We start from the raw sequence: 24,981 nt of genomic DNA on the forward strand, positions 1-24,981 counted from the left end.
TACCGCTCCTCCTTATCGCCCCACCTTAATTCTCGGATCCAGCCATCCGTACAGCAAATCGATAACCACGTTAATCAGCGCAAAAAAAATGCCGATCACAAGGGTAACGCCGATAATGGCGTTGTAATCTTTGAACATCAGCCCTTGTATCGCATACTGCGCCAAGCCGGGCCAGCCGAATACGGACTCCACCAGGAAGGCGTTGCCGAGCAGCGAACCCAACTGCATGCCGATCGTGGTCAATACGGAAATAAAAGCGTTCTTCAGCATATATCGGTTGACGAGCGAGGGAGGCAAGCCGTAAGCTCTGGCCGCAATGACGTAATCCTTGTGAATCTGATCGAGCATGTTGGCTCTTGTCATCCGCATAATCTGGGCCGAGGTCGAAATCGCGAGCGCCAGGGAGGGCAGAATCAAATGCTTTAAGCTGTCAAGAAAACCCGCGCCGTTAAACGTCATCAAGCTGTCGAGCAGCCGCAGGCCGGTGATCCGTTCCACCTCTACGGCGCCTCTGCTGATGACCGGGAGAAGGTTCAGCCAGTACGCGAATACGAGCTGAAGCAAAATCGCCAGCCAGAAGCGAGGCAGCGCCGTGCCGGACAGAGAAACTAGGCGTATCAGATGATCGCTCCACTTGTTATTGCGAACTGCGGCCGCCACGCCCAGGGAGACGCCGATCAGCACGGACAGCGCCATGGAGAACAGCGCCAGCTCAAGCGTGGCGGGCAGCGTCTCCCGGATATCCAGCAGCACGTTGCGCCCCGTCCTCAGCGATACGCCCATATCCCCTTGCAGCAGTCCGGTCATATAATCCGTGAACTGGAGGACCAGCGGCTTGGTCAGCCCCATTTTTTCTTCCAGATCCCGAATTTGCTGCGCCGTGGCATCCGGTCCAAGCGACAGCCGGATCGCGTCGCCGGGCATCAGCCTCGAGAGCAGGAACATCAATACGATCAGTCCGAACAGCACCGGCACCATCGCCAATAATCTCCTGGAAATAAAACGGGTCATAGCCTCACCTTCACCTTAACCCATTTTCAAAAAGTATTCGAATAACCGCAGCCTCTCCGCCTTGTCCGCCAACAGCTCCGGATGAAATTGCACCGATAGAATCGGCCGTTCCGCATGCTCCAAAGACTCGACAATCCCGTCCGCGGTATAAGAGGTCGCTTTTAATCCGGCGCCCAGCTTGCCCACCGCCTGGGTATGCTGCAGCCAAACCGTCGGCTCGGCTCCGAACAGCTTAAACAGAACGGAATCGGGCAGCGCGGTCAGCGTCTCCTTCTTGCCCTGCGCATAGTCCAATCCGTGCGAACGCCGAAGATCCTGGTGAAGCGTGCCGCCAAGCGCGACATTGATCAGCTGATGCCCTCGGCCGATGCCGAATATCGGCTTCCCGGCCGCATAGAAAGCGCGAAACAGATCGAACTCCATCGTATCCCGATAAAAGTTGGTCGTCACCGGCGAATCGTCGAAAGCGATTGGCGTATGATACCTGCCGGGATGAATATGAAGCCCGCCGGTCAGCAGCAAGCCGTCCGCCAATTCGCTGTATTCCCGTTCCATGCCGGGACCGAGCGGCGTAACCGGCAGACCCCCGGCTTCGCTGACGGCGTTCGTATACGACTTGTCCAACGCATAGATCGGAGCGGTGTACATATTGGGCGCAGAAAACGTATGATCGCTTGTGACAAGGATAACCGGTTGGCTCGCCATCGTTAATCCGCTCCTTTTTCCTTGTTTCTACATTCCGAGCACTGCTCGACGAAATAAGAAAATAGCCGGGTCATATCCGGACCGTCGGGAGGATTGGGCATCTCTCCACGCATCCGCTCCGGATGCCATTGCGTGCCGAAGACCGGCAGATCGACGTGCTCGATCGCTTCCGGCACGCCGTCGTCCGAGAAGGCCGTCACTCGCAGATCGTCGCCCAATTTTCGGATGTAATGCGTGTGGTGGCTGTTCACCGTCAGGCTCGGACCGAACAGCGATTCGACGATCGATCCCTGTTCGGCTTTAATCCGGTGGCCGATGCCGGCGCCGTGCTCGGTGCCGATCTCGCCCGGCAGGTCGAAGCTGTTCGCGCCGCCTTGTCCGATGTTGATGGCCAGCAGCCCCTGGCAAATGCCGAGCACAGGCTTGCCGGCCTTCTTGAACGCCTGGTACAGCTTCTGGTCGTACGGATTGCGCACCTCATCGTTAAACGTTTCCTGATCGCCCGCCTTGCAGTGCCCGAAAGCGTAGTTGTCGGGATGCAGAAGCCAGCCGCCGGTCAGCACCAGTCCGTCCGCTAGCTCGGCGTAGCTGTCGTAATCGCGCTCGCCGGAAGCCAGCAGCGGAATTCCGCCGCCGGCCGCAACGGCAAGCGCATAGTTTTTATTCAGCACGTACTGCTGTCCGCCATGCCGCGGATTGATGTCGTGCGAAGCGGACATCAAGATAAGCGGTTTTTTGCTCAACGGCTTCTCACTCCTTCAACTCCGGATGCTTCCGAATGTTACGCCGCATAGCGCAGGTTATAGAAGGCCAGGTCGTAGCCCATCAGCCCGACATACCGATAGCCCGTCACCTGTTTGCTGTAAGCAATCGTATTGTTCGGATTGGAAATATATACGGCCGGATAAAGCGTAGCAATTTGCCGCTGGGCTTGCGCGTACAGCTCGGCTTGCTCCTCTTGGGTCGGCGCCGTTCTGGCCCGTTCCAGCAAATCGGTAATCTCCGCGTCGTCCAGCCAGCTCATCGAATTGTAATTGCCGTGGCTGGCCGGGTGATAGAGGCCGTTCAAAAACGCGTCCTGGTGCGGATAAGAGAGACTGGTCGTAATCGCGGTCAGATTTTCGGTCGTGCTTGCCTTGGCGGAAGCGGCCGTAATCTGGGTCCATGTCACCGGCTTCAGCTCTACCGTAATGCCGATTTCCTTCAAATTGCTTTGCACTAGCTGCGCCAATTGGCGCTGCGTTACATTGTCGGCAATATACATGAAGGTAACGTTAAGCTCCGAGCCTTTGTATTGGGATTCGCCGACGAGCTCCTTGGCCCGCTCCAGATTGCGGCTTAACGGCTGAATCGACTCGTCGTGCCCCGTCACGATCAGCGGCACCGGTCCGGCCGCGGCCGTCGCTCCGCCGAGAATCGCATGAAGCGCCGTATCGTAATCGAATGCGAGCGAGATCGCCTCTCTGATCTTCCCATCGTCCGTCGGCGCTTTCTGCGTATTCATCGGGAAATACATCAGCTTGGCGCTCGGCAGGCTGTCTACCGCGATGGAGTCGTGAGTCGCGAGCTCCTGATAAGCATTAATGGTCAGCACCTTATGAATCATTTGCGCTTCCCCGGATACCATCAGCGTCTTGACCGTCGATTCCTCCGTCACTACCTTTAAGGTAATGTCCTTGATCTGATCGTCCTTCCATCCTCTCCAATATTCCGGATGGGAGGCAAGCTTCATTTCCGATTGCTGATCCCACGATACGATTCGGTAAGGGCCGGAGCCGACGGTGTTCTCGCTCAAGTAAGCTTCCCCGTAATCCTGGTCTTCCCCGTACTGGCCTTCGGCGTAGTGCTTGACGAGCTCCGCGCTGTCCAAGACGAACAGCTGGGTCAGCGACGAAATAAAGGGGGCATACGGCGTTTTCAGCGAAAATACGACCGTGCGCTCATCCGGGGCAGTCACGCCGTCGGCGTCCAGCACGCTGGACCACAGCCAGGAATTACCTTGCCCGAGAGCCAGACTCCGCTTGATGCTGTACGCGACGTCGGCGGCTTTCAGCTCGTTGCCGCTATGGAAACGAATGCCCTCCTTGATCTTAATCGTATAGACTTTGCCGTCGTCCGATACGGTATAGGATTCCGCGACATGAGGGACCGGATCCATCTTGTTGTTGTCGACGTCGGGGTAGAACAGCGGATCGTACGTATTGATAACCGTCAGCAGCTCCGTTTCGTCCACGGCCTTGGCCGGGTCGATCGATTTGACGGGCTGCTGCAAAATATACGTAAACGGCTTGCGCTCCGCCGGGGTCGGCGAGCCGGACGATGCCGAGCCGGACGGCGAAGGGGAGACGGAGCCGGTCGGAGCCGAGTTATTGGAGCACGCCGCCAGCAGCAGCATGAAGAGCGATAATACAACGGCGGACCAGCGAACGGACCGGTTATGGATCTTGTTTGACATCGAAATTCCTCCTGATATTTTAAATGGCCTGCTGCTCGCTCACGCGAGAAAAATGTTGAATCTGAACAGCATATTTTCAATTTCCGGCTGCTTCTGGCGGAGCAGCGCAATCGCCTCCTGCTGCCGCTCTTCCGAGAACCGGTAGGTGGGACCCGATACGGTCAGCGAAGCGGTCACCGCTCCGGAGGCGTCCTTGATCGGGACGGCCACCGCAATGACGTCGGGCGTATATTCGCCGTAGCTGATCGCAACCCCCTTCTCTCTAACCTTCCGTATTTCATCCCAATAATGCTGCTTGTCCGTCAGCGTAAGCGAAGTGAAGCGCACCACGCCTTTGTCCAAAATACGCTCGATGAATCCGTCGTCCTGAAAAGCGAGTATAGCCCTATAGGAAGCGCCGGCGTACAGCGGAGCCCTGCTTCCTTCGAAGGCGGACGCTTTCACTCGATTGACCGGCTCGACGGCCATCAGCGTTACGCATTCCTCCCCGTCGATGGTAGTGAGAAACACGGACTCGGTAGAGATCCGACACATTTCTTCGAGCAGCGGGCGGATCAGCTTCTCCAGATTGATGCCCGCCTTCATGACCGTTCCCAATTCCAAAAAAATGACGCCGAGGCTGTACTTCTTGGTCACCGGATTTTGCACCATAAACCCGTTATTCTTCATCGTCTCCAGAATGCGAAACACAACCGTCGGATTAGCCTCCAATTCCTTGGCCAACTCTCGCACGCCCCACGAATTTTTCTCGTGGGTAAATTGTTTTAGCAGTTGAAGCGATAATGTGAGATTCTTTAGCACAAACCACACCCCTATTGTTTCTCTATGAGAAACACCGTTTCTATTCGTAAATAAATGATATCACCCTCGCAATATTATGTAAATGGAATTCGGCCAATTTAATCATTCAATTCCGATAAGGTTAGAACAGATAATGTCGGGATACGGTTTTGTGATTGTCGCGGTCTCCTCCTTAATGAAAGGGTCCGCGTCGCTTCGTTTAATCGCAAATACGTGCTGCAGCGGCAAAACGGCTTACTGCCGCGCCGAGAAGCTGTTCAGCTAACAGTCCGACTGCCAAGCCCGCAGCGGAATTGCACCGCCTGGCAATCGCCATGCTGCGCATGAAGGCGGCCCCAGGGAGAGCTCTCCTCTCTCCTTGGGGCCGCCTATATTGGCTGCCATCCGCTCTACTTTCCTTTCCAGTAATAGATGGCCAGTTGGGTTCGGTCGCGAAGCTCCAGCTTATCCAGAATGACGGACAGCATATTGCGCACGGTGCCGTCGCTTAGAAACAGCCGTTCTCCGATCTCTTTGTTGGACAGGCCCTGGGAGACGAGCTCGACGATATCCGTCTCCCGCTCCGTCAATCCTGCCAAAGCCTCTCTCGGCGGCGCGATGATCGTATCCAGCACCTCCGGATCCAGCACTCTCGTTCCGGTCATTAACGCTCTGATCCGATCGGCCATATTGCCGATCGAAGCCGATTTGAGCAAATAGCCCTCCGCGCCCGCTTTCAAAGCGATTCTAATATTCTTTTCATCCTTAAAGGTCGTCAGCATCATAATGTGAACGGAGGGAAACAAAGATTTGATCTCCCTCGCGCTTTCAATCCCGTTCATGACCGGCATCTGAATATCCATCAGAACAACGTCCGGCGGCTGGATCCGGCAGCGTTCCAGCGCTTCCCGGCCGTTGGCCGCCGAGCCGATCACTTCGAAGCCCTCCTCCTTCCCGAGCAGCAGCTCCAGGCTTTGGCACACCAGCGGGTCGTCGTCGACGATCAGAAGCTTCACGCCTTCACCCCCTCCTTCTCCAGAGGAAGCACGCAAACGAGCAGGAAGCCGTTCTCCCGATGGATCGACAGACTGCCTTCCATTGCGCGAGCCCGAAGCTGCAGGCTCCTCAAGCCGCTACCCGCCGGACGGCGGAGCGTTGCGGCGCCGTTGTCCCCTACCAGCAGCCTCGCGATCGATTCCGTCACCTGCACGTCCACTTCGACCGAGGTCGCCTGGCTGTGGCGGACCACATTGGTCAGCGCTTCCTTTAAGCAAGCCTCCAGCAGCCCCCATTGATGGGCCGATACGAGCTGCATATCGCCCTTTTTCTCATAACAAATCTCGATCTGCCGGAAGTGGCGCACGATGTGATCCAGGTTTTCTATACCGGTCAAGGCGGCAGTCGTCATATTGTGAACCGTCTCCCTTAAGATGACCGTACTGCGCTCCAAGCGATTTTTCACTTCCTGAAGCAGCTGCTTCGCTTCTTCAGGCTGCCGAACGTGCTCGTAAGCCTGCAAGGCCAGCCACGCGCCGGTCAGGTCATGCCCGAGATGGTCGTGAAGGCGCCTCGATATGCGGTTTCTCTCCATCAGCTCCGCCTGTTGGGAAGCCGCTCGGCTGGCCTCCAGCAGCTCGCCCTTGATTCGCTCCAACTCGTGTCTGGCCTTGCGCTGCTCATCCGCCTCCAGCTTGTAGATGCGTTGAGAATTTAACGTGACGGAAGAGAAGATGCCGAAAAATAACGCCTGGAAGTACAGCCAGAAGAAGAAGCCGGAAGGCGCCGCATACGTCAAGCCGGCGACGAGCAGCAGTGCGGTCAGACGCTTCCCCTTCAACGCAAACTCGAAAATCGGCAGCGCCAAGCCTAAATAGCCGATATCGGCGTACGGAACATACAGCAGGCACATGAACGCGTCGAATACAACCGTCCAGAGCGGCAGGCGGAAGCGCCAGCGCAAGCTCGCCATGACGAACAGAAGAAGGATCAAGATAAAGGCGCTTGCCTCGTATTCTCCCATGATCCAGATATGAACGAGCAGGCCGACCTGAAGAAAGCGCCATCCCGTTACAAACCGCTTCGGATCCACGAGCTCCTTCATCCTTCCCCTCCCGGATCAGTGCATTTTTCTTGCGCTTCCTATAATGGCGAAGATGACGGCATACAGCCACAATACCGCATTTATCAGCAGAAAGTCGGCGACCCGCTCTCCCGACGCTACCCAAGTCTGACCTTGAACGAGCCAATAGGTCGGCAGAATGACGGCGATTCGCTTTAGCGACTCGGGAAAAATCTCGAGCGGAATCAGTAAACCGCCCATGACGACAATCAAAAAGATCAGCGCCATATAGACCAGAAAAGACGTCTCCTTCACACGATAAAGCGAAATCCAAGCCAGCGCAATGGCCAACGACGTCAAGCTGAAGGAAACATATAGCAGCAGAAGCGGGAGCGGCCTGTACAATTCATGCCCGTAGAGAACGCCGCCGTATACGGCTATCGCGCATTGGACGCCCATAATCAGGAAGAAAGCCATCAGATTCTGACTCCAATAACGGAGATGGCTCACCGGAGCTACGGCCAGGCGCTTCACAACGCCTTGAGCGCGATCCTCCAGAACCTGGGATGCCAGACGGATTCCTACAAACAGAAGAAGAATGCCGAAGTATTGATATCCGTAAGGAAACAAGACCCCGTTCTGGCCCGAAGGCAAAAAAAGACATGCAATCGGAAAAAGCCCGAGAAAAATCATATTCGTCTTGTTGCCGAAGCTTCTTTTTAACGCATAACGGAAAATCGTCACTTGATTTTCCTCCTCCCCGCCAGCAGCATCGCGATGAACAAGACGACATTGGCCGCCAGGAGAATGCTCGCTTGAAGCCAGGCCTGCTGCGGATTGCCTTGCTTCATCTCGTTCACCGCCCCGATCGACAAGGCGAGCGGATTCCCGTAGGAGCCCATGAAGTCGAAGAAGGCGTTGTCCGGCAGCGGGAAGAATAGGCCGGCCAGCGCGATAAAGCCGATGCCGTAAATCTCGCTTAATCGCTCCGCAAGCTTATAGCTGTTCACGGAGAAGGTGAAGATCAAGCATACGATGCTGGACATAACGGACATCAAGGAAATCAGGCACAGCGTCCACAGCCAGTTCCATTCCATCCCCAGCGCGAACTGAGTGAAAGTCATCAAGGCCGCTCCCATCATGACGGAATACGCGGTTCCGCACATCAGAATCGAAAAAGCGTACAGCGTTTTGTTGAATGGCAGCGTGTAAATCCTCCATTTGTTGGCGGTAAAGAAATCCTGATAAATCATATGCATGACGACCGAGCCGCCGAAAAGCTGAAAAGAGAGCACCATCGAGAGCGCCGATTGATGGAAATACGGCTCGCCCGTCTCGTCGACCGCGCCCGAGAGAATCAACCAAAAGAACGTCAAAATGAGAATGGGGAGCAAGAGCAGCAGCAGCAGCACGATATAACCCCTAACGATTCGCAGCGCCGTATACTTCAACGTCGAAAGTACGCTCATAGCGGCTTCTCCGTGTCTCTAAGCTGCTTTCCCGTCAAGGTGAGGAATACATCCTCCAAGTTGGGCTTATCCGCCTGAATGCTGAGCACCGCGGCGTGCTCCTTCACGAGGGTCAGAATCCGATCCAGATTGCCCGAACCTGCCGCCGATACGACCGTCACCTGGCTGCCGCCGACGACGACTTTATGAACGCCGGCAATCTTCTCCAGCTCCTCGACCGGAATGCCGGCCGGATCGGCCACCTCGAATTTCACTTTTTCCTCGTGCTGAATCGTTCGAATGAGCTCCTGAACCGTTCCTTCTTTGATGATTTGTCCCTGATCCATAATGACCACTCGGGAAGCGATCGCCTGCACCTCCTCCATATAATGCGACGTGTACAGCACGGTCGTTCCTTGATCCCTCAGCTTTCTGACCGCTTCCAGAATATGATTTCTGGATTGCGGATCGATGCCGACGGTCGGTTCGTCCATGATCAGAAATTCGGGCCGGTGCGTGAGGGCGCAAGCCATATTCAAGCGGCGCTTCATCCCTCCGGAAAACTTGCCGGGCTTCTTATCGGCGTGATCCGTCAGACCGACGAATTCCAGAGCTTCCGCCACCCGCTTCTTCCTCGTTTCCCCCTTCAAGCCGTACACGCCTGCAAAAAAAGACAGGTTTTCTCGCGCCGACAGCTCTTCAAATACGGTAATCTCCTGCGTGACCAGCCCCAGCTTCTTCTTGATATCGTGACGATAAGGCGGCTGCGACTGTCCGAAAAGCTCGATGCTGCCTCGCTCGAACGGCAGAATTCCGGTTAACGTCTGGATTAGCGTCGTTTTGCCCGCGCCGTTGGGACCGAGAAGCCCGATAATTTCCCCCCGGTCAATATCCAGATCCACATGGTCGAGCGCCACGTACAGCCCGTATCTTTTAACTACGCCTCGCAGAGAAGCAATCGTCATCGCATACATCCTTCCTTTTTTAACTTCAGTATGACGACTTCCGCATTCTCTCCATAGTTACATTTGTCACGGAATTCGGCAACAAGCCGAAGAGGCGGACGCTGGCGCGAATTCCGCGCTTACGTCCGCCTTTCCTTAGGCGTCTGCTCGTTGTACGTTCGTTTATCCGACTTCCTGCAGCGTCCGCAGGAGCACGGCCGCCGCCTGCCCCCGCGTGGTTGCGCCCTGCGGATCGAACGTTTTCGCCCCCGTGCCCGTCATAATCCCCAGCTTGACCAGCAGACGAACGTTCCCGAGATCTGCGGCCGACAGCCCTCCGAGATCCTTGAAGCCGGCGAGGTTGACGTCGGCGCTGCTGACGGGCCGTTTCTCCAGACGGATGGCCGCTGCCAGCATGCTCGCCATCTCCATGCGGGTTATCGGCTGATCCGGCAAGTAACGCCCTTCTTGCGCGAAGCCAATAAGACCGAGTTCCTCCGCTTGCCTGACCGCGCCGCTGTACCAAGCGTCCGAACGAACGTCTTCATAGGGCGGAGAGCCCGCGCCGCTCGGTGCGCCGCGTCCGAGCATGCGGACGAGCATCGCGGCGAATTCCGCTCTCGTCACCGCTTTGTCGGGCTCGAACCTCCCCTCGCCTACGCCCAGAACAAGCCGTTTGGCCGCAGCCTGCTCGACGAATGGCCGGCTCCAATGCTTGTCCACATCGGTGAAGCGGACGTCATTCTCCGCCGTGACGTACAAGCTGTTGGCATAAGAACGAATCTCCACTTGAATCTGTCCGTCTACGGTGGACACCCGGGAGGGCACGAATTCGAACTCCTTCTCCGTCTCGTCATACCGGAACGCGCCCCATGATCTCGATGCCTTGAACTCGCTCTCCGTCACAGGGAGGGTTCTGGTCAATGCGGCGTTGAACAAATCCGCCGCTCCGAGCGTCCGCGCGGTCTTCGTCTCGACGATGTCCAGATGAAAGTCCACGATCGGGCCCAGCGCCCTGCCCTGCGGGAAGCCATTGGCAAGCAGCCGTCGTGCCCGGCTGTCGTCCGACTTGTCGGAGAGGATGATTTTGAAGCTGATATCCTCGAGATTCAGGCCGGCTGCCGCCAGCTTGTCATTGAGCCCCGGGATGCGGCCAGCCAGATCGACCGGCACCCGATAGCTCCCGTAAGGGGCTCTAATTTCGATCGTCAAACCGGCGTTTCGCTCCTTGAGGCCGTTCAGTACGACGGCCGGAATGCCGACATATGCGATACCTTCTTCATTGGGCGTCACGTTCAGCGTCGCGAACGGCTGCGAGGCGTCGATCGCTGCCGGATCCAACGGCGTGCCGTTCCAGTCGATGAACGGCTTGACGACGGCATTCGGCGCGCCGCCTCCGTGATGACCGCCGCCGCTGCCGACCGGCGGCGCCGGCGCCACAGTAACCGTCGCGGATAAGTCCGCCGCTTCGACGCCGTTCAAATAAACGCTGAACACGTAGCTCTTGGCGCTCGAGCTCGTATTGCGGGGGAGCGCAACGGTCGCCTCCGCGCTCGTGTCGCTCGTAACGACGGCAGCAACCGGTTCGGCTCCGTTCACATAGATCTCCACCGTCTGTCCCGCCAGGCTCGAGCCGGTTACGGCGACGGTTGCGCTTCCCCCCGAACTGGCCATATTCGCCGGACTGGCGGAGATGCCGGACACGACAGGTTGGACGACGGCAAAGCCTGCTTCTGCAGCGTCAAGCAGACTGAAGTAGACGTTCCTCACCCTATGGCCGGCTGCCTTGATTTTGTAGGCTCCGTAGTCGAGCACGCCGTTAAACGCCAACGTGTACGTGCGCGAGACCTCGTCATAGCTCGACGCATAATCGGAAAATAAGGCCCCGTCCTTCTCCATGCTCAACAGCGCAAGCGCATTGGACGCGTTCAGCTCGACGCCGTCCGCCGCCCAGTAGACCGCCTCGCTGACCGTAACGCGAACCTCGGAAGGCGGCGCGGCGAAACGCTGTCCGTCCGTAAACCCGTCGAAGGCGACGAACGGCTTGGGCGGGCCGAACTCCGCCGGAACGGACGTTCGACCATTGGCGGAATCCCCCCAGGCGACGACCGTGCCGTCGGCCCTCAGGGCGACCGCATGGTCGGAGCCCGCGGCCAACGACGTCACTTCGGAAAGCCAAGTCGGAACGGCCAAGTCAGGGACCCCGCTTCCCCAAGCGACGACGGAGCCGTCCGATTTCAGCGCCAGCGAGTGTCCCCATCCGGCGGCGATGGCGACCACTCCGCTTTGCGCTTCCGGCGGCACGGTCGATGCGCCGGAGCCCCAAGCGACGACGCGGCCGTCCGATTTCAGCGCCAGCGCGTGAGTATAGCCGGCGGCGATCGCAATTACGCCGCTTCCGGCATCCGACGGAACGGCCCCCGGCGCCGATCCCCAGACGAAGACGGAGCCGTCGCTTTTGAGCGCCATCGAGAAGCTCATGCCCGCGGCGATGGCGGCGACTCCGCTTTGCGTTTCCGGGGGCATGCCCGACGCTCCGGACGAAGAGTCTCCCCAAGCGACGACGGCGTCCCCCCGGAGCGCCAGGGAATGCGAAAATCCGGCAGCGATAGCGGTCACTCCGCTTTGCGCCTCCGCAGGCACAGTCAACAGATCGTAAGAGTCCATCCCCCAGGTGACGACGGAGCCGTCCGCCTTCAGCGCCAGGGAATGGAACCCTCCCGCAGCGATCTCGACAACGCCGCTCTGCGCTTCTGGCGGCACGGTCGATTGACCGACGGAATTCGAGCCCCAGGCGACGACGGAGCCGTCCGATTTCAGCGCCAGGGAATGCGTCGCTCCCGCGCCGACGGCGATCACGCCGCTCGTCGCGGCGTCCGCCGGCCGGAAGCCGTGCGCAGCCGTCAGACTTCCCAGCAGCAGGAGCGACGCAGCCAAATAAACGAGAATTCGCCATCGGTTCGATCTCATGTTCCTTCACTCCTTATTCCTATGCAGAAAGCCCCTCGACAATCTGAGAGGCGGCTGGTCCAGCTCGTATTTTATGTTAGCAAAACAAGCGCTGGAAACCTCTTAAAACATTCTTAAAATCCTACAATCTCTGACGATTTTTGCGCTATACTGATAAGGAATGACTAGATTTCGAGCGGGTGTCTGATCGTGGAAAAACATATTCTTCTTGTGGACAACGAACCGGAGCTGCTGGATCTTGTCGAGCTTCATCTGGTCCAATCGGAGCTGCGCGTCACGAAAGCGAATTCCGGCTTTGCCGCCTTGAGGCATCTGGACAACGCATCGTTCGACCTGGTCATCCTGGACATCATGATGGACGGCTTGGACGGCTTCGCGGTGCTGAAGCGGATACGCGGGGGCGCGATGGAGATGCCCATCATTCTATTAAGCGCCAGACACGAGGTGGACAGTAAAATTTACGGTCTCGGACTGGGAGCGGACGATTACGTCACGAAGCCGTTCAGCCCCTTCGAGCTGGTCGCCCGGGTGCACGCCCATCTGCGCCGAGCCCGCCAGTCGGTGCCGATCGATCAGATGATGTCGTATACCTATGCGAATTTAACGCTTCACCCGGCTGCGCAAATGCTGTATAAAGCGGATCAGCCGATCCCTCTCTCCGCCACCGAGACGAAAATTCTGTTAGCTCTGATGAAGCGTCCCAACCAGGCGATCGCGAAAATCCGATTGTTCGAAGAGGCTTGGGGACATTCGAATTACGACGAAAATTCCGTTAATGTCTATATCAACTTTTTGCGAAAAAAAATGGAGGACGATCCCCGCCACCCCCGTTACATCCAGACGGTGTGGGGCGTGGGGTACCTGCTGGCGGGAGATCCGGAGTGAAGCTGAAGACGAAGATGATGTGGATGATTGCGATGTCCGTTCTGATCGCCGTCGTGGCGCTCGTCGCGATGATCTATGCATTCAATGCCCTGCTTGTAACCGGTTATAATCATGTCAAGCTGCAGGAGATGAGCCTCCGGCTGTCCGAGCGGCTCGAACAAGCGGAAGGGCCGCATCCGGAGCGATTCGCCCGCATATTTCGGCAGTTCGATGCCGACTACGAAGACGTCGATATGGAATTGTTCGATAGCGACGGAAAGCTGCTGTACGCCTCCTCGGACCGGACGTCCCCGTATCCCGCCCAGCATCTGCTGGCGCGCTTCGCGAATCAGCCCGGCCGCATGTTCAACGGAGAGGATGCCTCCTTGGCCTACGAGATCACGGTCGGCGGACATCGGTATTTCGTCGTTTTCGATGTGAAGGGCGCCGCGTTTCAGCAGGTTCAATTTTATTTGTATTTGAACCGGGATTCCGTCTACCCGTTTTTGATCGTTCCGTTAATTCTGATCGTCGCTCTGCCTGCGGGGGTCGCGTTCGTGTTCATCCTGTTCGTTACCCGAAGGGTGGGCAGGCTAAGCCGGGCCATGCGCCACGCCGACCTGCGGGAAGAGCCCGTTCGCCTGCAGGTCGGATCCGAAGACGAGATCGGCGAGTTGACCCGATTGTTTAACGAGATGTCGGAGAAGCTGTATCGGCAGTATGCTCGCATTCGCCAGATCGAGCAGTCCCGCACCCGGCTCGTCAGAAACCTTTCTCACGATTTAAGGACGCCGCTTTCGATCATACAGGGCTATGCCGAGACGCTGCAGCGAGGATCGGCGCACGATTCCGTCGCCCGGGTCAGACATGCGACGATCATCCTCCAGAAGTCCGAATATATGAACGGATTGCTGCATCAGCTGTTCCGGCTCGCCGAGCTCGACGACGTATCGAAGGCGTTCCGGTTGGAGCAAGGCTTCCTCCCCGAGCTCCTGCAGTCGATTGTGGCGGAGTACGTGCTCATCCTGAAGGATCGGGACATGACCTGGAATGCGGACATTCCCGAGCCGTTCGCCGGGCTGAATTACGACCGCGATTCGTTGGTTCAGGCGCTGCGCAATCTGATCGACAACGCGCTCCTTCACGGAGGCGACGGCAAGTTTCTGGGCGTTCGGCTGCGGGCGACGGACGAGACGGCGCAAATCGATATCGAGGATCGGGGACAAGGAATCCCGGCCGGGGAGCTGGATCGGATTTTCGAGCGGTTTTATCGCGTCGACAAAGGGCGGAGAAGCAACGGAATCGGCATCGGGCTTTCAATATCGAATGAAATCGTGCAGCGGCACGGCGGGTGGATCTCGGTGCGCAGCGTCCCGAATGTAAGCACCGTGTTTACGGTTCATCTGCCCTGGAAGACGGAAGCCGCTGCGGCATCCGCCACACCCCCGATGCACGCCTAAGCGGGGGCTTACTTGCCGCAACACAAGCCAAAACGCCTTCGGCGTCCTCTAGACGCAGAATTGCGTTTTTGTCGGAGGGGATTCAGATCAGGATAGCGAATTTGATCCTTTCTGAATCACAAAAAAACGGCAGAAGCTCTGCCGTTTCGTTTCAGAATAGTCTGGTGGGTTCTCAGGGGCTCGAACCCTGGACCTGATGATTAAGAGTCACCTGCTCTGCCAACTGAGCTAAGAACCCTTGCAAGATTGGCAAACCTGACGGGAACGAACCGCCGACCTCTGGACTGCCAGTGAACCGCTCTGCCGTGGCGGTCCATTTTTCACATCCACAATTATAATACGGACAAGACGTCGTTGTCAACACGAGGCTATCGTTCCGTTTAGCAGGGCCGATTTCTTCGACCCTAGACAGACCGAAGCCCGGTTCCGTCCTTCTAACCCGTCCGGGATCCGAAACCGTACGAGTTGACACTCGAACGCCGGCAATGATATATTGTGTATGCACAACATACACAATTAGAAGCGGAGGTACGACATGCTGGCTTTGGAGATTCGAAACTTGAATAAGAAATACGAGCACTTTCATTTAAAAGACGTGTCTTTTCAGCTGGAAAAAGGTTATATTATGGGATTTATCGGAGCCAATGGCGCAGGAAAAACGACCACGATCAAATCCATTTTGAATTTGATTCGTCCGGATCGCGGCGAGATTCGAATCTGGGGCAAAAATATGGCCGAGCACGAAATCGAATTGAAACAAGAAATAGGCTCAGCGTTCGGGGACATCCATTTCTATCCCCGCAACACCATCAAAACGTTGACGAGCGTGATCAAACCGTTCTATCGCAACTGGGACGATGCAACCTACTCCATGTATCTGAAAAAGTTCAACTTGATGGAGAGTAAAAAAATCGCCGAATTATCGACCGGCATGAGAGTCAAATACAGCCTGGCTCTGGCTTTGTCGCACGGCGCCAAGCTTCTTATTCTGGATGAGCCGACCAGCGGACTTGATCCGGTTGCGCGAGACAGCCTGCTGGACATTTTCCGGGAACTGGTGAAGGACGGCGAGATCAGCATCCTTTTTTCAACCCATATCACCTCCGATTTGGAGAAATGCGCCGATTATATTACCTACATTCACAACGGACAAATCGTCAACAGCGCGGAGAAAGACGAGTTTATCGATTCGTATCGTCTGCTGAACGGGAGAAAAGAGCAGTTGGAGACGGTCAAGGACCGGCTGATTTCCTACAAAATCAATTCATTCGGCTTTACAGGCCTGATTCATTCCCGAGACCTCGATCCGTCTTTGCCGCTGAAATCAGCCATCCCTAATCTGGAGGAAATTATGATCTACGTCTCGAAGAAGGAGGCTGCGCATGTATAACTTATTGATGAAGGAATTTAAGCTGGGCGGAAGTCCTTTCTTCTATGTACTGCCCTTTTTGACTGGCGCTTTAATGTTAATTCCGGGCTGGCTGTACTTCCTCGTCATCCTGTACTTTTGTTTTATTACGATACCGAATTTGTTCGGGGGGTATAAAAGCCAGAACGACTTCATGTTCACCAGCATGCTGCCCGTAACGAAAAATGACATGGTGAAGGCCAAAATATTATTTGTCGTCATCCTGGAGTTGTTGCATGTGGTCACCGCCGTAATTTACGGCATGATCAGCGTCCGCTTGTATCCGGATTTGATCTATCATTTCTTTTCCCCGTCCTTCGGGTTCTGGGGACTATGCTTCGTCATGCTGGCGATCTTTAATCTCTTTTTTATCCCGATGTATTACAAGACGGCGTATAAATACGGCGCTGCAGCTATCGTATCCATTACAGCGGCGATCCTGTTTGCCGTAGGCGCAGAGTGGCTGGGCATACAGAACCCGTTCGTATCCGATCTATTCAAAGGCTCCGGCGCGGAAAATGCGGGGATTCAGCTTTCGATTCTGCTTGCGGGAATGGCGATTTTTGCAATATTTACGATGATCGCTTATTCTATTTCCAAAAAGCGGTTTGAGAAAGTGGAATAATAATGAACATTGCGATCTCGAATACTTCCGAGAAACCGATCTATCAACAACTGTTTGAACAAATCAGCGCTCAGATTCTCAAGGGCGAGCTGGAAAGCGGCTTTGGCTTGCCGCCCATACGACATGCGGCCACGGAGCTCCAGGTCAGCATCATTACCGTAAAGAAAGCTTGGGAAGAGCTTGAGCGATGCGGCTTAATTTATACCGTCACCGGCAAAGGCTGTTTTGTCACTCCGCTTAGCCCCGACGAGATGCTTCAGAAGCGCAACGAAATGATTTCGAAGCAGATGGCGATCGACGCTTCCTATTACAAATCGTTCGGCCTGACGATCGAGGAAGTTTATGAGCTCATGAAGGAAGTTTATTGAAGGGGCGGAGCTCGCCCGGACCATCCCCTTCAGGCTTCCTCCATGTGCGAGGCCGACTCCGCTCCGCCATACGCGAAAAAACACGCCTCTTATGGGCACGGATCGAACCCCTGACCGCATCGCTGCAGCAACATAGATGAGGCTAACGGTTCTGAGAGCGCTTATTCGGCCAAAAACGGCCGAGAATAAATTCTAACGGTTCTCAGAAGCGTTATGGATGCCGTTTAAGCGCTTTTTACAACAAATGGCTTAAATAGCGGCTCTCAGATCCGTTAGCTTGTAATTTGGCGCATATTCATTAAAATAAGGTCGCTCAGATCCGTTACAGCCGTGGTCAGTGACAAGATGACAAACGAACAAACGTTACGGTAGAATGAAACGCCGCGCGCGTCCGTTCGAAGACACTCCGACAGTTCTGCATATGCTCCGTCCGTGCGGAACGCCTCCTCCTCCGGGGCTCGCGGGCCCTTCTCTGCCAAATAAAATAACCACCCCAGCAATGGAGTGATCTGATTAAATAGTATGGTGGAGAATAGGGGGATCGAACCCCTGACCTCATCGCTGCCAGTGGAGAGATGGGGTTCTGGGGTGTATACGTGCGCGACTTAATTACTATGCTCAGTAAGGCTTCGTCGGCATTTATGTCTACTTGCTGTGAGTTTCTATGTTCCAGAAAAAGAAAAAGTGTGACCAAAATAGTGACCAACTATATCTGCTATATAGTAGTTTTTGCGAATATATGTGCGAATATTCTTCATCTATATTATCCTGTTGATCGCTGGGCAGTTAATCTAAAAATGCTCTTATTCACTCGGCTATGCAAGCCGGACACGCTCAAGAGTTCGGCTTTATGTTTTTATCAAGATATTGCCCTAAGATAGCTATCATTATCTTAGCTTACTTGAGTTATATTATCTTTCGCTAACACCTCGTAATATTGTTTCGTAAGCTCAGAACGAAGAAAAGCATCGTTCATCAGTTTGAGGAACGCTTCTTTAGATTTTTTTGTATCGAGCCTAATTGTATTCCCATCTTCACTATATTTAAACTTGCCTGCAAGCTCATTTGTATTCTTCGTAAATTCTATGATTACTTCTTTTGGAATGTTCAACTTTATAATTGGGGAAGACTTTTTTACCTTAGACAACTTACGTGCAAATGTTGATTCTTCAGCAGCGTCTTTGAGGACTTGTATATCTTCAATTAAAGCAAGTTGTTCGATTGCCTGAATTGTATCTTCTGCTGCCTTAAATATGAGCTTATTGAAGCCAAAGTTCCGTTCAAGGACAGTCAGGTCGGTAACAAATATTTCTCCCTCAACGCGAATTAGTTGTGCTGTACCGTTAAGCCTAATAATATCCTCACCTGCGATTTTCTCAAATCGGTTCTTACTTTTTATGGCACCAAGCAGAAAACTATCACGTTTTATTAAAGAAACAGGGTAGTGCTTTTTAAATAACACGATGCCGCTTTCCATTGAACCCAAGTAAATTATATATCCGTAAAGTTTGCTCAGATCATCTTGTGAAAAATCAAATTTGTCACCCTTGATCGCACTTTCTATATCAAAATTAAGGAATAAGCCTAGCTCTTCTGGATATTCCTCATAATCGTAATGATAAATCGCATCGTTACGTTCGTCTGCTGTAGATAATTCACAAAGAACTAAATCTTCTTTATCTACAATCAGGCTTTTGATATAGCCACTAAAAAGAGAAGTAATCTCTGTTTCTGTACTTTCTCTTTCGGTATCACTATCTCTTTCGATATCTGCCAATTTCAGTTGCAGGTTATCGTCTTGTTTTAGAACGAGATAAACCTGAGTTGAATATGGACTACTAACTACGCTACTGATTTTAGTTTTGAGTTCTTCTGGAGTCATCTTCTATTCTCCCTTGCTACCCATACATTATTTTCAATCTTTATCCACTCAATTGCTGTGCCGCGTGACAGTCTATCTTTTGAAATGAGTATAATACCGTTAGGATCGTTTAACCCTTGTATCTCAGCACGATATAATCTGTATCCTAGTAATGCCAAAGTGGGATTCCCATAGTATAAATCCATCTTAACAAAGATTGAGCCAATTAAAATAAGCAGTATTCCTAAAACCAATATAAACCGTACATTACTCAAATCAATACAAATGAGCGGAATAATATAAGTCGTGAGGAAGGTAAGGTACTCGTAATTCTCATTTTTTATGCTTACAATTGTATACGGTGGATTGGTTACACCCGCCCATTCATATTTAGTTTTTTGGGTTAATAGCCAACTAACAATAGACAAGATGGCGGCTATAAGCGGAAGCACATTTCGTTTTAGTAAAGGTACAATTCCTACGAATTTTGCATCAGTTTCAAAGGAAAAAGGAATATCAACAGTGAGTAAGAAAATCAAAACAAAAAGCAACCACAGTGACATTATATAAAACCGTACTTTCATGCGGATATTATCCTGATTATTCTCCATACAACTATACCTCGTACCTCTTAATGTCTGCGATACTGTCTTTTGATCAAATTTGTCATTCTGCAAAGTAAAAGAGATATATTCCTCACTACCACTCTCCTACCCTATTCCACAATAACACATGAATTTCCTTTTTTCGATCATAATTATCATTTACAATTTGGATTTAATGGATAACAACCAGTCAGAAAAAGTAATATTTTGAAGCTGTAATCGCTTTATATTTGAATTATATATTATATAAAAGATTCCTATAAGCCGCACAATCAAAGGAGATGAGTTAAATGGAAATAAATTTATGAAGAAAATTACGTAAGAGAAGTTCACTCATTTGGTAAGCCAGCCGGACACGCTTTGACGTGTTCGGCTTTTATACGTTTGTTTTCAAGATACAAATATATGGAGGCAATTCTATGAACCAGTATCGTATGGAAGAATTGAAAAGGCTGATTTCCGAATCGTTAAGGGAAAGCACAGACAGTTATACCATCCAGCAGTTATTCGAGCACTTCCCGACTACAATCGAATTAATGGATGCTTCCGAGCAGCAATTAGTTCATATTCATGGTATTGGAAAAGGCAAAGCGCGTCAGATTAGCGCCATTCTAAAGCTTGCCCAGACGCTCACCATCCCAATGCCGGAACGCTACAATATTAGCTGTCCGAAAGATGCATTTGACTTGATTGAACCGGAATTCAGGTATTTAAACAAGGAACATTTCGTATGCCTATTTTTAAATACGAAGAATCGCGTTATCGCCAAAGAAATCATCTCTATCGGTTCGCTTAATTCGTGCATCGTACATCCCAGAGAAGTATTTCGATCAGCAATTAAGCGTTGTTCCGCCTCGCTGATATGTGCGCATAATCATCCAAGCGGAGACTGTTCCCCTTCACCAGAAGACATTAGCTTAACTAAGCGTCTTGTCAGCGCGGGGAAGATAGTCGGAATTGAAGTTCTCGATCACATAATAATTGGCGGCAAGCAATTTACAAGTTTACGTGAAATGGGAGTAATGGAGGAAAGTTCAATCTCAACAAGTGATTCATTTGTACACTAATAAGCGCCATTTAACATTAGGGAGGTGCCCCGATTGTTTACTGGAAGAAAAATAGTATCCAAACAAGTACAAGAGGAGATTCCTTCTTGGCTGCAAAATTTGCTTTGGTATATGGTCGAAACGATGGATGTACCTCAGAAAGATCGGACACAGTTTTTTGAACTAAAGGGTATTGTGCAAAATGGTACTTTTCAGCAAAAAATAGTCCAGCAGCAACAAAATCCCTATTATCGCAAGGAACAGATTTTAACGTTAAAGCGTACATATACTGCAAAAGTAATCGTTGTAGACAATGTATCCGAATGCTTTATGCTGATATTATCAAGTTAGAGCGCGTTATCTCATCGATTATCGCGGAATCTTAATAATTGCTTGATGAATTGATAAACCTCTTCTTGCTCTTTCTCCGTTCTGCCTCCAAGTTCATAATTAATCTTTTCAAGAACAGTCATCGTCTTTCTCTCCGAAACGTTCACATCAAAACGGAACAATTGCTCCAATTCGATATCCAAAGCCTTTGCTATCTTATCCAAGCTATCAATGGTGGCTGATTTTTCGCCGCGCTCGACTTGTCCAATATAGCTGGTATTCATTCCGGCTTTTAAAGCAAGTTGTTCCTGACTCAAGCCTCTTTCTTTCCGTAACGTTCTTATATTGTCACCGACAAATAACGTAATATGCTTCAAAAGAACACCTCTATCTATTCCAATCTTCTTAAGGAAACGATAGATGGTGCAATTAACGATAACAACGCCCTATAGACGCTATATTTTACAGCGTCTATAGGCATTGATTAGAGTTGTCGAATTCAGTATACTTTTATTGTATTGTGGCAAATTTAGGGACTGCGTATGATAAGATTTAGGATAAAAGAACTATGGATTATTGAGAGGGTGTCGTGAAACGAGTATGCTTCCTAGAACGATAGTAGAACTAGACCGGATAAAAAAAGAATGCAAATCGATGGTTAATAAACGGGCGACTGTTTCGGCAGCAGCCGCGGCGGTTCCGGTGCCGGGAGTTGATGTGGGAGCAGATGTTGCTATTATGCTTGAACTTCTCCCGGCAATCAATAGAAGGTTTGGGCTATCCCCCGAACAGATTGAACAATTGGACTCAGCGATCAAAGGCAAAATTCTTGTCATTATTTCCTCAATCGGGAGTAGGTTGATTGGCAAAGTAATCACCAAAGAACTCGTAATATCCTTGCTGAAAAAGGCCGGAGTCAGAATAACAGTCAAGCAGGCTACTAAATATGTTCCTATTGTAGGGCAAGCGGTTTCAGCCGGAATTAGTTTTGGTGCTATGAAATATTTGGGCAATTCCCATATTGATGAATGTTACAAGGTATGCGAACGGATAATTGAAATGCAACCGTCACCATAGATAGAGAAAGTTGAATGAGCCATCAATTTTTCGAGCGACTTTCAGCTTTGAACTATTTGTATTTATTAGGTTAAGAACCCGTTATTGAACGATAAAATTCATTATAACAAGGGAGAGAATCAAAGTGGCATCCGAACTAACGTTGCTTTTAGTTACTCTAATGGTAGCAGTACTTGGAGTGGGTTTAATTGGTTTGATTAAACCTTCGTTGGTATTACCCAAAAAGATGGCCTCTCGTAGATCAGTTTTGACAATCTATCCAGTGATATTAATTGTTCTGCTTATATTAACTGCTACCACGATCATTCTTTCCGTTAACGCATCTGATATTCAATTATCCGATAGTAAAAAACCTCAACCAGATACCGTAAAAGAAACTCCTGCAACAGAACCAGTTAAAGGAGAAACCAAAGAAGTCGAGGAAGTCGTTAAAAAGCCAACTTGGGATACTTCTATTGTAGATATTGCTCTTGGTGACAATAACGTTGATTATGCAACGAGCCTTATTTCTAGCGGGAAGTATCCCAACTCCGATACTATGAAAGATTCTATAGCGTTAAATGAATTGTTCAGAAATTCCGAGATAAAATCCCTAATCGGAACGGAAATTACCTTTATCGGACTTCCGTATACCGTAGACGTAAATCCAAAATATAAGGGCATTAGAAGTAGCATTGATTTTTTAATTGAAGGAGCATCAAGGGCTGACAATCTTGACATCAATGTACTATCTATGAAAACGGACGGACTTGGAGTTTCGACAAACAATCCTTATATAGCAACTGGCTATATAGTCGGTTCCAAGAACGTATCGTATGAAAACGAATTTGGGGGAAATGAATATTCAATTCCTTCTGTCGTAGTAGAAGATATACATCCTTATTCATATGAAGAATATGAGTATGGGTATAAGGGCAATCTTCAAAATGATTCATACAATAGTCCTCAAGAAGTCCCTGGTTCAAATAATTCAGGCAAAAAAACTCTATCTGACATTATGTATAGTGATCCTAAAAATCGTCCGAAATCTCAATTAGAGAAGTCTTTAAACGATGCCATCTTAGAATATTATGGGAAAGCTCTTGATAAAGCGCTCGAAGAAAGAGCGCCAAAAACGGAAGCTGAAATACGACTTAAAGCGATAAGCAATGTCGCCGAAGGTTTTATGCTTCAGGTTGATCATATGCCATTTTACGACAAATTAAATGAGGATGATAAGAAGAATTTTAAAACTGTCCAAGACACTTTCCAATTTTTCTTCGATGAAGTCGAGAGATATAAGAAGCAATACAAAGAGTGGAAAACAGTTAAACTCTGGGATGAGACAACTATTGATAACTTGCTCGCTGTTTTAAAGGACACCAAGGAACGCCACGATAAGAAGATTAAAGAATTCTATTCTCCCGAAATAGAGAAAAACATTGATCGATTGAAACTAGATGCCAACGGGTTTACTGAGAGTATGAGACTCTATAAGAGTTCTGGCGAACCGTTTACATCAGGGGAATTAAACCCAGAAACGGCACTAGACTTCGTTGATCTGGTTGGAACGTATCTAGTCAATGCTCATCATAAAATTGTAACAGATAAAGACTTTAATTCAACCTACCAAAAATCTATAGCTGCAACGGAGAAAGCAATAAGCAAGTATCTGTTGGACTTGAAAAAAGTACTCGCTGAGGTGGCGAAAGATCCCCGATGGGAAACTTGGGAGGGCGGAAACTTTGATACCGTTTTGAGTGAATTGAACCAGTCTCAAAAAGCATTTGAAAATGCCAAAACTTCAAAGGGATGATTTGTACGTAATCAGGAGGATGGATACATGGACACAACCCCGCCAACTGTGAATAATTCGGAAATCATTGACGCTCATGTTAAATCATTTCTTGATCTTATAGATCAGGAAATAGAAAAGCTCACCAGTGAGCATAAGCCAATCAGGGACGATACCTGAAAGTTGATAATGGCGGAGAACAGATGTTTTCCGCCATTAAAGAAAGGAACGAATACAATGCTAAGGGTTATGGGAAAGGAATATCCAGAACAATTGGAATTCAAAACCGGGGAATTGAAAATTGCAAAAGTTAGATGGACATTTTTCGTGCTGCTTGTTTTATCTCTCGTCGCCTCGTTTGCAACACTTACTGTAATTTCATTTGGTACCTTCATCTACATCTATCCAGCCTTCGCAGCAATTCAAATCATAGGAGCCGTCATTAGTCTCAATAGATTCAGAGATCGGTATTTGCAGGATAAGAATATCAGAGTATTGGGTTTTGACAAGAACGGAGAATTTTTAGGCTCGGTATTTGAGAAACGGATTTATTTGTACGTACTTGAATTATCGTATAAAGCTAAACTAAAGAAGCCGCCAATGTTTGCCATTCAGGAAACCCCCATTGTAAATGCTTATGCAATGGGAGCTTCGAGAAATAAAGCTCTGATCGTTGTAAACTCTGCAACTATCCAATATTTTTCTGAGGAATCAGTCTTAGCGTTAGTAGCTCATGAGTTTGGTCATGTCGTAAGCAATGATATGAGAAACCAGACATTCCTGAATTGCTTCCTTTACGTTTCAAGTATGATATTGACGTTCCCAAAAAAAATACTTATGTGGCCTATCGCAGTCCTCATTGAAGATTACTTTAATATCAGAAATGTATCTTATGTGATACAGTTCTTAGCAGGGTTCCTGATTGATATTATAGCAATGGGAATTGTAAAGCTTATCATATTATCGTATTCACGAAGACGTGAATTTAGAGCAGACTATGCCGCCGCGAAAATTATGGGTAAAGAAAAAGCCTTGAAGATGTTACGAGAATTCTCAAGCATAGAAATGCCCAAAAATAATACTGAACATGCAACAATGGCTTTTATCGGCAACTATTCATTTCTGGACATTTTTTCTACTCATCCTAACTGGAAGAGAAGAATCAAGTACATAGAAAGGAAAATGAAATAA

At 50.7% G+C, this 24,981-nt stretch carries 25 protein-coding genes and 1 tRNA gene; 11 read left to right on the forward strand and 15 right to left on the reverse strand.

The window, feature by feature from the left end:
* Positions 1–12 precede the first annotated feature (12 nt).
* The 11 genes from ACFO3S_RS01200 to ACFO3S_RS01250 form a co-directional block, all read right to left on the reverse strand.
* On the reverse strand, positions 13–1,011 hold the full coding sequence (locus tag ACFO3S_RS01200; protein WP_378091379.1) for an ABC transporter permease: 999 nt from the start codon (positions 1,009–1,011) through the stop codon (positions 13–15).
* Between the two features lie 15 nt (positions 1,012–1,026).
* Positions 1,027–1,716, reverse strand: coding sequence for a gamma-glutamyl-gamma-aminobutyrate hydrolase family protein (locus ACFO3S_RS01205; RefSeq protein WP_378091381.1), 690 nt, complete (start codon positions 1,714–1,716; stop codon positions 1,027–1,029).
* Between the two features lie 2 nt (positions 1,717–1,718).
* Positions 1,719–2,459 (reverse strand): gamma-glutamyl-gamma-aminobutyrate hydrolase family protein, encoded by a 741-nt coding sequence (locus tag ACFO3S_RS01210; RefSeq protein WP_378091383.1) that lies wholly within the window; start codon positions 2,457–2,459, stop codon positions 1,719–1,721.
* Positions 2,460–2,497: 38 nt separating this feature from the next.
* Positions 2,498–4,171, reverse strand: a complete 1,674-nt coding sequence (locus ACFO3S_RS01215) for an ABC transporter substrate-binding protein (protein ID WP_378091386.1) — start codon at positions 4,169–4,171, stop codon at positions 2,498–2,500.
* Between the two features lie 39 nt (positions 4,172–4,210).
* Positions 4,211–4,972, reverse strand: coding sequence for an IclR family transcriptional regulator (locus tag ACFO3S_RS01220; RefSeq protein WP_378091388.1), 762 nt, complete (start codon positions 4,970–4,972; stop codon positions 4,211–4,213).
* Positions 4,973–5,361: 389 nt separating this feature from the next.
* On the reverse strand, positions 5,362–5,967 hold the full coding sequence (locus tag ACFO3S_RS01225; RefSeq protein WP_378091390.1) for a response regulator: 606 nt from the start codon (positions 5,965–5,967) through the stop codon (positions 5,362–5,364).
* Positions 5,964–7,052, reverse strand: coding sequence for a sensor histidine kinase (locus ACFO3S_RS01230; RefSeq protein WP_378091392.1), 1,089 nt, complete (start codon positions 7,050–7,052; stop codon positions 5,964–5,966). Before ACFO3S_RS01230 ends, ACFO3S_RS01225 begins: the two co-directional genes overlap by 4 nt.
* A 15-nt stretch (positions 7,053–7,067) precedes the next feature.
* Complete coding sequence (locus tag ACFO3S_RS01235; protein WP_378091394.1) at positions 7,068–7,754, reverse strand: ABC transporter permease; 687 nt, start codon at positions 7,752–7,754, stop codon at positions 7,068–7,070.
* Positions 7,751–8,479, reverse strand: coding sequence for a multidrug ABC transporter permease (locus ACFO3S_RS01240; protein ID WP_378091396.1), 729 nt, complete (start codon positions 8,477–8,479; stop codon positions 7,751–7,753). Before ACFO3S_RS01240 ends, ACFO3S_RS01235 begins: the two co-directional genes overlap by 4 nt.
* A complete protein-coding gene (locus ACFO3S_RS01245) occupies positions 8,476–9,423 on the reverse strand; it encodes an ABC transporter ATP-binding protein (RefSeq protein WP_378091398.1) in 948 nt (315 codons plus the stop codon). Before ACFO3S_RS01245 ends, ACFO3S_RS01240 begins: the two co-directional genes overlap by 4 nt.
* A 162-nt stretch (positions 9,424–9,585) precedes the next feature.
* On the reverse strand, positions 9,586–12,372 hold the full coding sequence (locus tag ACFO3S_RS01250; RefSeq protein WP_378091400.1) for an S-layer homology domain-containing protein: 2,787 nt from the start codon (positions 12,370–12,372) through the stop codon (positions 9,586–9,588).
* A 189-nt stretch (positions 12,373–12,561) separates the two neighbouring features.
* Between ACFO3S_RS01250 and ACFO3S_RS01255 the strand changes: the two genes are divergently transcribed.
* Entirely contained in the window at positions 12,562–13,257 is a 696-nt protein-coding gene (locus ACFO3S_RS01255) for a response regulator transcription factor (protein WP_378091402.1), read from the forward strand.
* Positions 13,254–14,696, forward strand: coding sequence for a sensor histidine kinase (locus ACFO3S_RS01260; protein WP_378091404.1), 1,443 nt, complete (start codon positions 13,254–13,256; stop codon positions 14,694–14,696). The genes ACFO3S_RS01255 and ACFO3S_RS01260 overlap by 4 nt, the downstream gene beginning before the upstream one ends.
* Before the next feature lie 162 nt (positions 14,697–14,858).
* Here the strand turns inward: ACFO3S_RS01260 and ACFO3S_RS01265 are convergent.
* Positions 14,859–14,934, reverse strand: a tRNA-Lys gene (locus ACFO3S_RS01265).
* Positions 14,935–15,231: 297 nt separating this feature from the next.
* Between ACFO3S_RS01265 and ACFO3S_RS01270 the strand changes: the two genes are divergently transcribed.
* Genes ACFO3S_RS01270 through ACFO3S_RS01280 form a run of 3 tightly spaced genes read left to right on the forward strand, consistent with a single transcriptional unit; the run spans position 15,232 to position 17,097 of the window.
* Entirely contained in the window at positions 15,232–16,086 is an 855-nt protein-coding gene (locus ACFO3S_RS01270) for an ABC transporter ATP-binding protein (RefSeq protein WP_378091406.1), read from the forward strand.
* Positions 16,079–16,729 carry an ABC-2 transporter permease gene (locus tag ACFO3S_RS01275; RefSeq protein WP_378091408.1) on the forward strand — a complete coding sequence of 217 codons (651 nt, stop codon included), beginning with the start codon at positions 16,079–16,081 and terminating at the stop codon, positions 16,727–16,729. The genes ACFO3S_RS01270 and ACFO3S_RS01275 overlap by 8 nt, the downstream gene beginning before the upstream one ends.
* Positions 16,730–16,731: 2 nt before the next feature.
* Positions 16,732–17,097 carry a GntR family transcriptional regulator gene (locus ACFO3S_RS01280; protein ID WP_378091411.1) on the forward strand — a complete coding sequence of 122 codons (366 nt, stop codon included), beginning with the start codon at positions 16,732–16,734 and terminating at the stop codon, positions 17,095–17,097.
* Positions 17,098–17,989: 892 nt separating this feature from the next.
* On the opposite strand, the gene kwaB is transcribed toward ACFO3S_RS01280, so the two are convergent.
* Positions 17,990–18,979, reverse strand: coding sequence for an anti-phage protein KwaB (kwaB, locus tag ACFO3S_RS01285; protein ID WP_378091413.1), 990 nt, complete (start codon positions 18,977–18,979; stop codon positions 17,990–17,992).
* Complete coding sequence (gene kwaA, locus ACFO3S_RS01290) at positions 18,976–19,569, reverse strand: anti-phage protein KwaA (RefSeq protein ID WP_378091415.1); 594 nt, start codon at positions 19,567–19,569, stop codon at positions 18,976–18,978. Before kwaA ends, kwaB begins: the two co-directional genes overlap by 4 nt.
* 413 nt (positions 19,570–19,982) lie before the next feature.
* Here kwaA and radC point away from each other — a divergent pair, with 413 nt between their 5' ends.
* Both radC and ACFO3S_RS01300 read left to right on the forward strand, forming a co-directional pair.
* Positions 19,983–20,630, forward strand: a complete 648-nt coding sequence (gene radC, locus ACFO3S_RS01295; protein WP_378091417.1) for a RadC family protein — start codon at positions 19,983–19,985, stop codon at positions 20,628–20,630.
* A gap of 33 nt (positions 20,631–20,663) precedes the next feature.
* Entirely contained in the window at positions 20,664–20,960 is a 297-nt protein-coding gene (locus ACFO3S_RS01300; RefSeq protein WP_378091419.1) for a DUF960 family protein, read from the forward strand.
* A gap of 11 nt (positions 20,961–20,971) precedes the next feature.
* Here ACFO3S_RS01300 and ACFO3S_RS01305 read toward each other — a convergent pair whose 3' ends face one another.
* Positions 20,972–21,316: a helix-turn-helix domain-containing protein gene (locus ACFO3S_RS01305; protein WP_378091421.1), complete on the reverse strand. Its 345-nt coding sequence runs from the start codon at positions 21,314–21,316 to the stop codon at positions 20,972–20,974.
* A gap of 277 nt (positions 21,317–21,593) precedes the next feature.
* On the opposite strand from ACFO3S_RS01305, the gene ACFO3S_RS01310 reads away from it, so the two are divergent.
* The 4 genes from ACFO3S_RS01310 (at position 21,594) to ACFO3S_RS01325 (ending at position 24,981) form a co-directional block, all read left to right on the forward strand.
* On the forward strand, positions 21,594–22,016 hold the full coding sequence (locus tag ACFO3S_RS01310) for a hypothetical protein (RefSeq protein ID WP_378091423.1): 423 nt from the start codon (positions 21,594–21,596) through the stop codon (positions 22,014–22,016).
* Between the two features lie 124 nt (positions 22,017–22,140).
* A complete protein-coding gene (locus ACFO3S_RS01315; RefSeq protein WP_378091425.1) occupies positions 22,141–23,811 on the forward strand; it encodes a hypothetical protein in 1,671 nt (556 codons plus the stop codon).
* Positions 23,812–23,838: 27 nt separating this feature from the next.
* Positions 23,839–23,970, forward strand: coding sequence for a hypothetical protein (locus ACFO3S_RS01320; protein ID WP_378091427.1), 132 nt, complete (start codon positions 23,839–23,841; stop codon positions 23,968–23,970).
* Positions 23,971–23,979: 9 nt separating this feature from the next.
* A complete protein-coding gene (locus ACFO3S_RS01325) occupies positions 23,980–24,981 on the forward strand; it encodes a M48 family metalloprotease (RefSeq protein ID WP_378091429.1) in 1,002 nt (333 codons plus the stop codon).

Origin of the sequence: Cohnella hongkongensis (assembly GCF_042654645.1) — a bacterium.
GTDB classification, from domain to species: Bacteria; Bacillota; Bacilli; order Paenibacillales; family Paenibacillaceae; genus Cohnella; species Cohnella hongkongensis.